The 13,013-nt window shown below is 64.0% G+C and carries 13 protein-coding genes; 5 read left to right on the top strand and 8 right to left on the bottom strand.

Going from position 1 to position 13,013, the window contains the following annotated elements; translation table 11 throughout:
• Positions 1–8: 8 nt before the first annotated feature.
• Together A2G96_RS13540 and A2G96_RS32560 are read right to left on the bottom strand one after the other, a co-directional pair.
• Positions 9–866 (bottom strand): MBL fold metallo-hydrolase, encoded by an 858-nt coding sequence (locus tag A2G96_RS13540; RefSeq protein WP_231909569.1) that lies wholly within the window; start codon positions 864–866, stop codon positions 9–11.
• A gap of 68 nt (positions 867–934) precedes the next feature.
• Positions 935–1,252: a glutathione S-transferase N-terminal domain-containing protein gene (locus A2G96_RS32560; RefSeq protein ID WP_082818962.1), complete on the bottom strand. Its 318-nt coding sequence runs from the start codon at positions 1,250–1,252 to the stop codon at positions 935–937.
• A 94-nt stretch (positions 1,253–1,346) separates the two neighbouring features.
• Between A2G96_RS32560 and A2G96_RS13535 the strand changes: the two genes are divergently transcribed.
• Positions 1,347–2,288, top strand: coding sequence for a LysR family transcriptional regulator (locus A2G96_RS13535; RefSeq protein ID WP_231909568.1), 942 nt, complete (start codon positions 1,347–1,349; stop codon positions 2,286–2,288).
• A 129-nt stretch (positions 2,289–2,417) separates the two neighbouring features.
• Here the strand turns inward: A2G96_RS13535 and A2G96_RS13530 are convergent, their stop codons facing one another.
• The gene (locus tag A2G96_RS13530; RefSeq protein ID WP_062799985.1) at positions 2,418–3,563 is read right to left on the bottom strand and encodes a YbfB/YjiJ family MFS transporter; all 1,146 of its coding nucleotides are present in this window, start codon (positions 3,561–3,563) and stop codon (positions 2,418–2,420) included.
• The gene (locus A2G96_RS13525) at positions 3,560–4,435 is read right to left on the bottom strand and encodes a LysR family transcriptional regulator (protein WP_062799982.1); all 876 of its coding nucleotides are present in this window, start codon (positions 4,433–4,435) and stop codon (positions 3,560–3,562) included. Before A2G96_RS13525 ends, A2G96_RS13530 begins: the two co-directional genes overlap by 4 nt.
• 91 nt (positions 4,436–4,526) lie before the next feature.
• Between A2G96_RS13525 and A2G96_RS13520 the strand changes: the two genes are divergently transcribed.
• Positions 4,527–5,612, top strand: a complete 1,086-nt coding sequence (locus tag A2G96_RS13520) for an NAD(P)H-dependent flavin oxidoreductase (RefSeq protein WP_062799979.1) — start codon at positions 4,527–4,529, stop codon at positions 5,610–5,612.
• A gap of 177 nt (positions 5,613–5,789) precedes the next feature.
• Here A2G96_RS13520 and mobH read toward each other — a convergent pair whose 3' ends face one another.
• Positions 5,790–7,676, bottom strand: coding sequence for a MobH family relaxase (mobH, locus tag A2G96_RS13515; protein ID WP_062799977.1), 1,887 nt, complete (start codon positions 7,674–7,676; stop codon positions 5,790–5,792).
• Positions 7,677–7,991: 315 nt separating this feature from the next.
• Between mobH and A2G96_RS13510 the strand changes: the two genes are divergently transcribed.
• The 3 genes from A2G96_RS13510 (at position 7,992) to A2G96_RS13500 (ending at position 9,713) form a co-directional block, all read left to right on the top strand.
• Positions 7,992–8,618, top strand: a complete 627-nt coding sequence (locus A2G96_RS13510; protein WP_062802180.1) for a hypothetical protein — start codon at positions 7,992–7,994, stop codon at positions 8,616–8,618.
• A gap of 12 nt (positions 8,619–8,630) precedes the next feature.
• A complete protein-coding gene (locus A2G96_RS13505) occupies positions 8,631–9,263 on the top strand; it encodes an RES family NAD+ phosphorylase (RefSeq protein ID WP_062799975.1) in 633 nt (210 codons plus the stop codon).
• Between the two features lie 84 nt (positions 9,264–9,347).
• Positions 9,348–9,713, top strand: a complete 366-nt coding sequence (locus A2G96_RS13500) for a DUF3742 family protein (RefSeq protein WP_062799972.1) — start codon at positions 9,348–9,350, stop codon at positions 9,711–9,713.
• Between the two features lie 11 nt (positions 9,714–9,724).
• Here A2G96_RS13500 and A2G96_RS13495 read toward each other — a convergent pair whose 3' ends face one another.
• Genes A2G96_RS13495 through A2G96_RS13485 form a run of 3 tightly spaced genes read right to left on the bottom strand, consistent with a single transcriptional unit; the run spans position 9,725 to position 13,009 of the window.
• Positions 9,725–11,245, bottom strand: coding sequence for a conjugal transfer protein TraG N-terminal domain-containing protein (locus A2G96_RS13495; protein WP_062799970.1), 1,521 nt, complete (start codon positions 11,243–11,245; stop codon positions 9,725–9,727).
• Between the two features lie 13 nt (positions 11,246–11,258).
• Positions 11,259–11,618: a hypothetical protein gene (locus A2G96_RS13490; protein ID WP_062799968.1), complete on the bottom strand. Its 360-nt coding sequence runs from the start codon at positions 11,616–11,618 to the stop codon at positions 11,259–11,261.
• The gene (locus A2G96_RS13485) at positions 11,615–13,009 is read right to left on the bottom strand and encodes an integrating conjugative element protein (RefSeq protein WP_062799965.1); all 1,395 of its coding nucleotides are present in this window, start codon (positions 13,007–13,009) and stop codon (positions 11,615–11,617) included. The genes A2G96_RS13490 and A2G96_RS13485 overlap by 4 nt, the downstream gene beginning before the upstream one ends.
• Positions 13,010–13,013 lie beyond the last annotated feature (4 nt).

Raw genomic sequence — 13,013 nt, 5'->3', positions numbered from 1 at the left:
AAGTGGATTTACTCGTAGCGCCAATCAAAGCGATCGCCGTGGCGCGTCACGTAGCCGGCAGAGCTCTCTGCGAAATGGGGGGTGAAGAAGAGCAACCGGCGTTCGGCCGCATGTTCGAGTGCCCACCGGCGCGATGCGCGTGCCTCGTCCTGCCATTCACAGAAGACGGAGTTCCAGTCTGGACGAACGACTTGCAATGGGTGGTGCATGACGTCGCCACTGAACAGCGCCTCTTCGTCCCCGGAGCGCAGCTCGATCGACATGTGTCCGATGCTGTGTCCCTTCGACGGACGGAAGACAAAGTGATCGAGAAACGCGCCACCGGCATCGCCGATGCGTTCGACCTGTCCAGACGCGATGATGGGCGCAACGCTGTCCTCAAAGACGCCCAGGCTGGGCACGTTGACGTCGTTATGGCTCGCTGGACTGCTGTAGTAGTCCTCTTCGGCCCGGGCGAACACATGGCGGGCATTCGGGAAGGTAGGGACCCAGCGGCCGCCTACGAGTCTCGTATTCCAGCCGACATGGTCGACGTGGAGATGCGTATGCAGAACGTAGTCCACATCCTCCGGCTTCACGCCTGCCGCGGCCAGACGCTGCAGGTACGGGGTCTGCAGTCGATGGAAGATCGTGTTGAGCGGCCGCTCCTTGTCGTTGCCAGAGCCGGTGTCGATGAGGATCGTGTGGCGCCTGGTCCGTACCAGCCAGGTGTGGATGCTTTGAATCAGGTGTCCCGTGGTTGCGTCCATGTTGCTGGGGGTGAGCCAGTGCAGGTTTCTTTCCAGTTCTTCGGCATCCCATTGCGGGTACAGAAAGGAAGGTGGAGCGACGTTCAGCCGCATCTCTTCGATCTTCGTGACGGTCACGTCACCGATCCGGTAGATCTTGTTTGTATGGCGCATATTCAACGGACCTGTCAAATATTGAAGTTGAATCAGAAAGCCTCGCCCTTGACGTCGAGGTCAAGCAAGGCCATCACCGTGTGGGGGCGAGGAGGCGCCGGCCTTCTTGGCAAGGTGCAAGAGCGGAGGGGTAAGAGGATGGCAGAGCCATCAAATATTGCGATACCATTCTCCGCCGCCACAGGCACCTTGCCATTCGGGTTGAGGGTCCTGAACTCGGCTGAATGCCGGTCGCCCTTGGCGATGTCCACCGGAATCAGTCGATAGGAAATCCCCGATTCTTCTAGGAAAAGTGCGATTTTTGAAGGGTTTGGTGTCGGATGGTAGTAGAAGCCGACGGGCTGCTGCATGGATCGTCCTTGCTCACTTTCGTGGAATACGGTGAAAGCTTAAGGGGGATATCCGCAGAGCTGTTAGTCGTTAGATTCGATATGAGGTATCGGAATGATCGATATGAAAAGATCGGAGTTGTACCTCCTGATCTCGTTGGACACCTTGCTGGACGAACTGAACGTGACACGCGCGGCACAGCGCCTGCACATCAGCCAGCCGACCCTGTCGGGCCACCTGTCTCGCCTGCGCGAGTTGTTCCAGGACCCGCTGCTCGTGCCCTCGGAAACGGGCCGCGGCATGGTGCCGACCGAACGCGCGCTGGCGTTGCGTTCAAGCCTGGCGGATGCGCTTGCGAGGCTGCGCGAGGCGGTGGCGCAGCCGCACGAATTCGATCCTCAGACTTCGGCAAGGACCTTTGTCGTCGCATCGAACGACAGCGTGTTCACGATCCTGGCGCTGGATGTGATGACGGAGGTGATGAGTTACGGCAACCCCGAATTGCGGATGTCCGTTGTGCCCGCCGACGACGCCGGGCTGGTTGAGCGCATGGCGCGCCGTGAGGTCGACTTGTTTCTCGGGGATATCGACAAGGTGCCGGAGACCCTGAAGGCCCGGTTTCTGCTCAGCGATGATTTCGTGCTGGCGCAGCGCCGTGGCCACCCCCGGGGGATCGGCGCGCCCAGTCTGGCGGAGTACTGCGCCCTGCACCATGTCGTTGTTTCATCCCGCGCGGATTTCTCCACGCCGGTGGACGCGGTTCTCGCAAAGCTGGGCGTGCAGAGGAACGTCGTCGCTTCCGTGCCCAGCTACAACCAGGTGGCGCTGGTTCTGTCTCAGACCGACGGCGTCGCCAGTCTTCCGCGGAAGCTGCTCCAGCGCTATGCCGCGTTTGTCGATTTGATCCCCCTCCCATTTCGCATCCCGTCGTTTCGCTTGGCGATGGCCTGGCATCCACGCGCACAAAGCGATCCCGCCGGCATCTGGATCAGAGATCGCTTTCTGGAAATAGGCGAGCGGGCAAGGACCGAGCATCCAGGCTTGGACCCGTCCTAGCTTCCCGGCCTCGCTCCAGAGTGGCGGCAACGGTTGGAGCAGAGGGCTGCGTGGCTGCGCTCCCAATCCAGCGCCGCGGATTGATGCTGCGAAGACCTGCGGCAGGCTCAACGCTATTCTGCGGCCCGCTTAGAGGAGAACCGTCGTAAGCGCCGCCACTACCAGCGCGCCGGCTGCCGCGGCCAATGAGCTGGAGAAGGAGTGGCTGAGCGCACGCAAGGTCTCGGCCAACCCCGGGCCGAGGATCTGGCCGATGCCGTAGGCGAGCGTCATAGTCGCGAGCAGGTTCATCTTCATATTGCGTGCAGCCCGCTGCGCCGCGGGCATGGCGATGGTGGCGGTGCCCATGAAAGTCCCCCCGACCAGTAGTGCGCTCAAAAGATAGCTGGCCGCCGAAGGGATGAATGCCGGCAGTGCGACCCCCACGGCCTGAAGCGCGAGATTGAGCCGCAAGGCACGGGGGGTCCCCCATCGCTCATGGATGCGATGCCATAGCAGGCAAGAGGGCGCGGCGCAGAGCCCGAACACCGCCCAGACGTGGGCCGGGTCCAAGTCGGGCAGGACGGTGTGGACGAGCAGCGGCAGGTAGGTCGCGGTCACGATGTAGCCCAGGCCGGCCAACCCGTAGATCGTGACCAGAGGCCACGCGGCCGCTGGTCGCGATACCGGCGTCGCGGAAGCGGGCATGGCAGCAGCGTGCTGCGCCTGGGAGGCGCTGGCGACCAGGCCAGGCGCCGATGCCAGGCCGAAGGCTAGGGCCACGATGCCTAGCATCAGCCACATGCCGTGGCTGCGCAGGCCGAGATGCGTCCCCAGCACCAGTAGCTCGGCGGACACGGCGATGCCGATGCCAACGCCGGCGTAGAGCAGCGGCGCACCCCGGAAGTGGCCCCGATGCTCCAGCAGCCACAGCGAAGCTGCCACCATCGAGAGCGCGCTGAACGCACCGGCGAGGCCACGTAGCATCACGATCACCGGGACGGGGGCCGACAACGCCAGCGCGGCCAGGCAGGCGGCGGTGCCGATGACGGCCCACAGACAGAGGCAGTGCGCATGGTGGGCGCGAGCCCGGACGGCCAGGAGCGCGCCAAGCAGGTAGCCGGCGTAGTTGGCCGAGGCGGCGAGACTGCCTTCACCCAGGCTCAGCACGCCTTCTTCCACCATGTGCGGCAAGATGGCGGTGAAGGCGAAGCGGCCGAAGCCCATACCGACGGCCAGGACCAGTGCGGCTTCGACAGCGGAGCGCAAGTTCCGGGACCGGATGAAGGCGGTCATCTGCCAGCCTCGCTCAGCTCGTCGCGCAGATGCCGGAACGCAGGGACGTCGTAGTCTTCGCGCCAGACCAGCAGCGTGTCGGCGCGGCCGGCGGGCAGCGCTTTCATGGCGGCGGGCACATTTCCCAACGCGAGCACGCTCGCGGGCAGCAGGGTGACGCAGCCGCCTGCGGCAACGCAGGCGATCATGGCGTGGTAGGACGCCATTTCCTGCACCTTCCACTCGGGCGAACCGGCAACGCCCAGCAGATCCTCGGCGATGCTGCGGTAGGCGCAACCTTGCGGAAACGCCGCCAGGGAGCGTGTGCGCACGTCGGCGGCGCGGCGTGTCCCTGATTCGGTGGCCGGCAGCAGCAGCCGCAGGTCCTCTCGCCAGACGCGCACCGCCGCCAGCCCCAGTTCCTTGAGTATGGCGTTGTCGCCGAACGATGGCGGCAGCGCGGCGAATGCGCAGTCAAGCCGGCCGGTGCGCACTTGTTCGAGCAGCAGGCGTGACGGGCCCGTGCTCACTTCCACCCGCGTTTCCGGATGGCCTGCGTGGTAGGCGGACAGCAGCGGGACCAGGCGGCTGGCCGCGGTGCTTTCCATGCTGCCGATGCGCAGCGTGCCGCCGTCGCGGCCGCCCGTCACGACATGCCTGGCCTCCTCTTCCAGCGCGAGCATGCGCTGCGCGTAGTCGAGAAAGCGCTCCCCGGCAGCCGACAAGGCCATGCGTTTGCCGGTGCGGACGAACAAGTCCGCGCCCAGCTCGGTTTCGAGTTGCTGGACGCGGGTGCTTACGTTCGACTGCACGCGCCCGAGCCGCGCCGCCGCATGCGTGATGCTCAGCTCGCTGGCAACTGCGCGAAAAATCCTGAGAGACTCCAGATCCACATCGTTCCCAATAAAAGATCGTTTTATGTATTATATTCCTAAATTGAGAATTTATCACGTTAACGATTTCTAACGACAGGAAGGTCGCATCATGAGCACATCCGAACAGTTCTTGGCTCGCGTGGGCATCCGTTACCCCATCATCCAGGCACCGATGGCTGGGGTTTCCTCACCGCAGCTAGCTGCCGCTGTAGCCAACGCTGGTGCCTTGGGTTCGTTGGGACTTGGTGCGAGCACGGCGGCGCAGGCGCGGCAAGCTATCGAGGAGACCCGGGCGCTTACCGACAAGCCGTTCAACGTCAATGTCTTTTGTCATCTACCCGCACAGCGTAATGACGGGCTTGAAACCGCCTGGATCGAGCGACTGGCTCCTCTCTTTGCCGAGGTGGACGCTGCACCGCCGACGGAGCTTGACGAGATCTATACGTCCTTTCTGCACAGCGAAGATGTGTTCGAAACTCTTCTTGATCTCAAGCCCACTATCGTCAGCTTCCACTTTGGCCTGCCGACCCGGGAGCAACTCGGGGCGTTGCGCAAAGCCGGGATCTACACGCTGGCGACCGCCACCAGCCTGCAAGAAGCGCAACTGATAGAAGAGGCAGGAGTGGATGCCATCATTGCTCAAGGAATTGAAGCAGGCGGTCACCGGGGAAATTTCGATCGAGAAGTGATCACGTCTCAGTCGGGGGAGTATGCAATTGACGAGCGCCTGCCGACCTCGGTTCTGACTCGTCTGCTAGTGCAACGCGTCAAACTACCGGTCATTGCGGCGGGCGGCATTATGGACGGCCAAGGCATCAAGGCCGCCCTCGATCTTGGCGCCGTAGCCGCGCAACTCGGCACAGCCTTCATCCTATGCCCCGAATCGACTGCCAATGAGGGCTATCGCCGGAACCTGAAAAGTGAACGTGCGGCGATGACCCGGTTGACCAACGTCTTGTCCGGGCGCCCGGCCCGGGGCATCGTGAATCGCCTTATTTCATATTGCGAATCCGCGGATGGTGCAGTTCCTACGTACCCTGTCGCTTACGACGCGGCCAAGCAATTAATGAGCGCTGCGGCAAAGCAAGGCAATCACGACTACGCTGCCCATTGGGCCGGTCAAGGAGCTCCGCTGGCACGCGAAATGCCAGCGTCGCAACTCGTCGCAACCTTGGTGAGAGAGCTATCGGCGTAGGCCGATTTTTCCGACGGCGTGGAGTGCTCGATTGTATGGAAATTCTTGCCAAGCAGCCTACAGCGAGCAGCGCCAAGGCGCCATACAGACGATGGTATGCAATATCTTTCTGACGGATTTCACCACCCATGCTCTCTGGGATCGGGTAGTCTGCTTTGAAACGATAGGTTTGCCTTTTTAGTCAGATTTCCTGGGTCGGATTGCTGGCATAACAAGGGATAGATATGGGTTATTAGCAGGTACCGGATCGAGTATCGAAGTCGGCTCATCCAGCAGGTAGCCGTGAACTCGGCGGGTCTTGCGCGGCCCCTTTACATCACACGTCCAAATGTTGAGGCCGTTACTCTGCTTGCGATGCAAGCGCAATCTCTCGAACTGTCTCTGAACCCATTGCCAGTCCGCCATGTTTTCCTGCCGTGCTAGGCGAGCGATCTGCGGATGTTCTTGGGCATACCGCTGGAACAGCCCGGGGCTGATCAAGTAGGCCGTGTTGCCTACGGTATGCACCAGTGCTTTGGCGTCGTTGATGATGAGCCGGCGCGAGGCAACGGCCTGCTGCAGCCATGTTATGAAGTGCTCGCCGGATGGCTGCGCCGTCGAGGACGATGGTGCAGCCGTGGGTGCAGGTGATGGAAGTGAAGCTGCTGCCGTTGATGGCATGGCTGCTTCAGAGCGCGTGGCAGGTGCTTCGTCGGCGATGGCCTGTGCATCTTGCTGGGGGCCGGGCGAATCGCCCATCCCCACCATTGCCAGCAGATCCTCCATGACATCGGGCATGGCCTGGCCCACGGGCGAAGGAGTCGCGTCGGTGGTGACGCGGCCCTCCCATGGCGCGGGTTCCTGATCCTCCGCGGTTGGTCTCGCCATGTTCGCCGGCGAGGAGGCCGAAGCATCGGCGTCCTTATCGGCAGATGCCGTGTCGATCGCCACTGTGCCTGAGAACGGCGCCGGCCGCTCGCCGGTTTCCCAAATCAGCGCAGGAGCGAGGCGCAGCAGCGTGAAGGAGTGAGACCAGCCGGTGGCGCTGGTCACAGTCGCGCGCCAGACTGCCTTGCCGTCCAGTGTGGGCTGCAACATGCCGTGGTCCTGCAGCACGTTGAAGACGGCGGTGTTGTTCGCAGGAATGCCATCGATGCCCTGCGACAACAGGTGGGCGCGCAGCTTGTCGGAGACCGTCTTGCTCACCAGCCACAGCGCGTCGTCGGTGAGCCAGCCATCGGAGGCCTCGGGCTGATTCAGCTTCAATTCTTCCTTGAGCAGGTAGCGCAATCCATCAAGCAGCTTGCGTTGCAGCGCGTGTTTCGGCACAGCCATGGCGCGGGCCGGATCGCCGCCCAGTTCCTGGGCCACGGAAGCGCGGTCGGCCTGCACGACCAGTTCGCCCAGCACCCCGGCGTGCTCATATTGCCCGGCCAGGACGTGGAGCAGCGGTGCCCACAGGGACGGATAGCCGCTGAGCCAGTCCAGGATGTGGCGATCGAGCAGTTGACGGTAGAGCAACCCCGTCGCGGCACTGTGCAACCGATACTCGCGGTCGTCGCGGTAGCGGAATCGGTATGGCTGGAGCAGCGGGCCATGCCACGGATGCCACACGGAGCCGTCGGCCAGCTCGACGTGCAGATCGACGGCGATCTTGCCGATGTCATGGAGCAGCGCGGCATAGGCGACGGCGGCGGTCCAGGCCTCGGCCTGCGCCGCCTGGTCCTCGGGACTGGCGCCGATGGGCAGCAGATGGGACTGCCGCAGCTTCAGGCTGTAGGCGACGATTTCCAAGCCGTGGTCCAGCATGCCGCCGGGATAAGCGTGATGATGCGCCTCGGAAGCCGGGAAGGCCTGGACCAGCTCGGCGTAGCGTTCCAGCGGCGCGCGGTACAAGGCGGCGAACTGCTTGCGTGAGAGCGATGTACGTTGCCAGATGTGTTCCAGCAGCTTCTGCCGTCGCGGCGTCGCTAGCAGTGATGCGGCCGACTCCGGCCGCATCAACCCTTTCGGGAGGTCGGTGGCGGGTGCTGGCGACGGCGCGGCGGCGGCCGGGGGCCGTTTTCGCTGGAACAGGGAGAGCATGTCGGTGTCCTGATGGCGGGCGGGGCGGGAGGCCTTTTGGCCTTTTCGGGATAGAGCCTTTCCCCTTGCAGCCCATTCCCTTGCCGTTTCAACCCTTTGGCCTTTCACCGTTTCGGTATAGCGCGGCCCGGGTTGCGGCTCCAGCGTCAATGTGGAACCCGCTGGAATGGATTAGGCGGAGACCCGGTGTTGGCCTGGGCCTATGCTGCCGGGACGCTACCCCAGCAGGTAGGCTCTCACTCATGCGACTAAGTTGACAAGCGCGACAAAGGCGACTAGAGTGAATCCTGTCTCAAACCTACCTGGGAGATGACCATGCCCACCGCCATCGAATTCATTGCCGACCGGCTGCCGCGCGTCACGGTGGAGGATGTACGCCGCTTCGCGGATACCGTCGAAATCCGGGATGCCACGGCTTTCGCGGCCGAACTGCAGGCGTTCGTCCACGAGCGTGTGGAGGCGGTGAAGCTGCCCGCTAACCTCGCAGGCGAAACGGTGGAGCATGCCCTGGAGCGCAAGGCGGCCGCGCTGCGTGCCGACACGCGCTGGGCACCGACTGAAACCGACGTCCAGCGAGGCCGCGCCGTGTTGCTGGAAGCCTTCAACCAGCCGCACAACCTGCCGATCCCCGAGTACGCCAAGCTCGCGGACAAGTCGCGCCAGCAGATCTACAAGGACATCCTCGCGCGCCGGCTGCTGGCGCTGAATGTGGGGCCGCGCGGCCAGAAGCTGCCCGACTGGCAGCTCGACCCGGTGAAGCAGCAGTTGACCCAAACCGTGCTTCAAGAGGTCGAGGGCATCGACCACTGGACGATCTACCGCGCACTATCCGAACCGCTCGAAGGCTTGGGCGGACGCTCGCCGGTGGATGCGGTGACGCATGGCACGATCGATGACGTGGCCGAAGCGGTGTTCAACGTGCTGGGCGTCCAGGTGCATTGAGGCAAGACCGCCATGAGCCGCGAACTGCCCTTGTTCTTGATCGATGCGGGTGAACTGCTCCAGCATGTGAGCCGCGTCGTCTATCGGGGCAGCCCGCTGTACTATGGCCGCAGCGGCACCAATCGCTACGACGACCCGGCGCGGACCTACGGCGTGCTCTACCTGGGCCGCGACCTGTCCACGGCGCTGATGGAGTCGGTGTTTCACAAGCACCAGTGGCTGGCGGACGAGAAGCGCTCGATTGCGCTGAAGGAAGTCGAGAGCCGGCTCGTGCGCGCCGTAGGGGTCCTGGACGACGTGCGCTTGGCCGATCTCACGGCCGAGGGTGTCATGGCGGGCTACTTCGGCTTGAACTTGGAACAGTTGGCCAGCCGCGACTACACGCACACGCAGCAAGTGTCCGCCCAGGTGCATGCGATGCTCGGCAATGACGGCCAGCCGCTGTTCGACGGGGTACTTTTTCCGTCGCGCAACAACTATCCCGCCAAGAGCATCGCCCTGTTCGAGCGTGCGGCAGCAAAGGTTGGCGTTGTCGATGACATCGACCTGATGGACCATGTGGACTGGCCGCGTTTCGTTGCCATCTACCGCATCGGCGTGGAGCCCGACCCCGGCCCGGTGGAACCGGATGACGAAGCGTCCTGAAGCAGCAAGAAAACACATTGAAGCCCGAAACGGAATGAAGTGGAGCAAACAGGAATAGGCATTCCTCAGCAGCAGGAGACGAACATGAACACTACGACCCGCACCAGTACCGCAGAACGCCTCGGCCGCGCCTTTGGCCGCGGATGGCGTGCCTATGCGCGCGGCGAACGTCGGGCGTCGAACTGGTTGGTATCCAAGGGAGTGCCGCGAGCGGGTGCTACCGCGCTCGTGTGGTTGGTCAAGCTGGCTGTGCTGGGGGGGCTGCTCTACGTTGCTTTTTGGATCGCACTTGTGTTGCTGGGCGTGGCGGCGGCGGGATGGGCTGCTGCTGCCAATACCTCGGATGAAGAAGAGTGGCCTTTTACTGACCTCACCGAGCTGCGCAAGACGCCGGGCTACGATCCCAATCTTTACAACGACACGTCGCACGAGTTGTACACCGACGACTGATCGGCCTCGTACTACTTCAGCTTGCCCCCGGTGAGCGCCCCGGCACCCTTGCCGCCAGCCTGGCCGGCGCTCTTGCTGCCATCTGACAGCCCCTGGATGACGTGCCCGGCACGAATCCCAACCCAGGTAAGGCTCGCCAGCCAGAATCCCGGCAGGACCAGGAACATCGTGCCCATGACGAACATCAGGAGCATGTCGCCGAAAGCGTTGTTCAGCCCTACCAGCGGGTCGAAATTGGTGTGCGGCCGGTTCCAGCCGAAGCCCCACCCATAGAGCGCGTCGAGAATGGTGCTGTCGATCCAGCGTGCGAGCTGGAACCAGAAGTCCGTGAAGAACAGCGCGAACTGCACGACGCTGACGGTAACGACCGTCTTCAGATCATAGGTGCCCACGACCAGCACGAGCGGGATGCAGATGACCAAGGCCATCTTGAGCAAGGCGAGCACCATGGGCAGCGCCTGTCGAACGACGTCCATGGCGGGAAACGCGGCAATTGCGCCGACTGCCATCCCGACGTCGCCCGTGGCCCGCGTCACGATGTTCGGCAGGGTCTTGTCGATCTGGCCGCCGTAGTCCGTATAGACGCTGCCCTGGTTCAACTTCTGCTGCCGCGGTGACGCGATGGTGCGGATCACCGAGTCGTCCACCTCGGCCCGGCTCAGGAAGCCAGCCCAGCCCGCCAGGCGATTCAGCAGGCTCGGGTCCACCTGGCCCAGCAGCCGCGCCCGCAGGCCATTGCTGCCATCGGCCCACCATTGCCTGCAGGTCGGATAGCCGCCGCCGCTCGACACTTGTGCCAGCCCCGCGTCGCGGGTGCTGTCGTAGGGCCAATCGTCGCGCGGCGTGCTGGAGCGGTAGGTGTCGTAGTAGCCACCCGTGTCCGTGAAAAACCTCGACCCGATCCAAGTGACGTCGTGCATCTGCTGCTCATCGAGCTGAGGACGCTGCATGAACAATTTGGCCCGTGCAGGCCCATAGCAATCCCGCGAGAAATCCGCTACTTCCTGAGCCAACACCGGGTCATCAATGCGCGTGGCGTCGATCTCCATGCGCATTTGCCGCAGGTCCGTGCCGCACGGGATCGCTGCTACCGAAGCGCCCGTGACGGCGCGCGAGAGCGCGTGCATGAACGCCCACCACACCGGCACCTTCGCCGACTGGTTGTTGATGGTGCTGAAGGACTGCGACCAGCCGGTATCCGCGGGCTGCGCCACGCTGACCTGGCACTGGGCCGAGCGCGAGCTGTCGTACTGGATGGTGTTCAGGTCCACGTCGATGAACGGAATGCCGGCGAACATCACCACCACGATGGCGACGAAAACCCGGCTCTCGATGCGAGCGGCGCTCAGCACGCCTTTATTGCCCTCGTCGGCGCCTTCCGCACGTGCCTTCAACCACTCCTGCACGATGATGGCGACGAAAGGCAGCGCGAATACCCCGCTGGATACGAGGACAGCCCAGATGCCGTTGTTGACGATCCAGGACACGAGGGTGAGGTAGTACTCCAGGTAGTCGGTCGTGAAAAGCGTCATGGCCTCGATCCCCTCAAGCGGCCTGCATCAACAGGCTGGCTTCCAGCGCCACGATGGCAACAATGCCGGCGACCTCAGCGCGAATCAGCCGGCGTCGGGCCAGCTTACTGTCCTCGCGCTCCAGCAACCGGCGCCGCATCCAGACCCAGCCAGAGGCCGTCGCCCCGTACAGGCACAACCGCCACACGAAAAAGTAGCCCGATGCGGCCGCGAGCCACCGCTCCCAGCCGGCCACGCTCCCGACCAGGTAGATGCCGACGATGTTGGCGCCCACGGCAGCGGCGACGAGCACCACCGCCCACAGCAGTGCTTTCGCCGCACGCTGGCTGAAGAGCCAGCGCAAGGGGCGCCAGGTCATACGTGCCGCGCTCATGGCCGGCCTCCCGGATTGCCCTTCTGCAACTGGTCGAGGCGGTCGGGCACCGGATCGCCCTCATAGATGCCGCGCGAGCCTGCCGCGCGCGTGCCATGGCGCTGGATGATGGCCATCGGCGAGTTATTCGCCAGCTCGCGCCGCAGTTCAAGTTCGGTCTTGAGGTTGCGGATCTCCCGGTCGAGCGTGTCGCTCTCGTGGTTCACGGCCTCGACCGCGAGTTCGTTGGCTGCGACGTTGGGCTCCTTCTTGCCCGTGAGCAGCGTGCGCTGGAGCAGCAGCGCTTTTTCCAGCACCGACGACAGCGCCACCTCCGACGCGAGGCGCCGCGCCAGAAGGTCTTGATCCGGCTCGTCGCGCAGCGCCTCGATCACGCCGCGCGTGATCGGCAGCGACGTGCTGCCAGCCTCGCGCAGGTTCTCAAAGGTGGTATTGCGCGTGCCGGAAACCAGCTCCTGAAGAACCTCCAGCTTCGCCTCGTACTCTTCCTGGATCAGCGGCGTCAGCCCGACGCCGGGCACCGTCTCGGTCTTGGTGCAGGAGTCGCACGTGCGCTGCACCTGCTCTCCGAGGACCCGCGTGGCCCATTCGGTCGCCTGCTGCGGCGACGTCCAGGTCTGGCAGGACAGGCTCGCGCAACTGGTGGACGCGATGGAGGAGGTGTCCGTCACGCCGCGACCGTTGACCAGGTTGTAGCCCGCGCGGGTGACGTCGCCGACCACCCGGATGGCGGACTGGCCCGCGCCACCGGCATTGCTGCCGCCCACCCAGGGAACGCCGTCGTTGCCGCGGCGCGTCTCGGCCTGCTCGACGGCCGACACGGCATCGTTGCTGCCAACCGCGTCACGCAGGGCCATGCCTTCGGCCATCTGGCTCCAGCCAAGCTGTCCGCCCGCCGTCTCGGCCATCTTCTCCGCCATCGCGCGGCACGTCAGCTTGGAGCGGTCGAAATCCAGCCGCGCCTGCAGAACGCCATTCGTGAGCAGGTTGTACAGGCCCGGATCGGCCCGCTGGATGATCAGCGCCGGCAGCGATGCCACCGCGCTCGTCGCGCTCTGGATCACGTTGCTCATGATCTGCTGGAACCCATTCGTGATCCCATTGAGCTGGTTGCGCAGCGTGGTCTGGATGCTCATGTCGCCGCAGATCAGGTTGCTGTTCCACCCCACGCCGACCCCGATGGAGCGCATGCCGGCCGCGCGGCCCATGGACACCGCGCTGCCGCCACCGATCGAGTACATGACGTCATCGCCGAGGACGGGGCCGCTGTTCTGGTATCCGACCTGCGCCCACGCCAGGCCGCAGACCAGAGCGAGCGTGCCGGCCAGCGCCGTCGGGCGCAGCAGGCGGCACGCCTTGGCGGAAAGGTTGATCGGTTCAGGACGCTTCATCGTG

The sequence above is a fragment of the Cupriavidus nantongensis genome, assembly GCF_001598055.1.
Taxonomy (GTDB): Bacteria; Pseudomonadota; Gammaproteobacteria; order Burkholderiales; family Burkholderiaceae; genus Cupriavidus; species Cupriavidus nantongensis.
The sequence above is the reverse complement of the archived record's forward strand: the minus strand, read 5'-3'. Positions and strand labels throughout refer to the sequence as shown.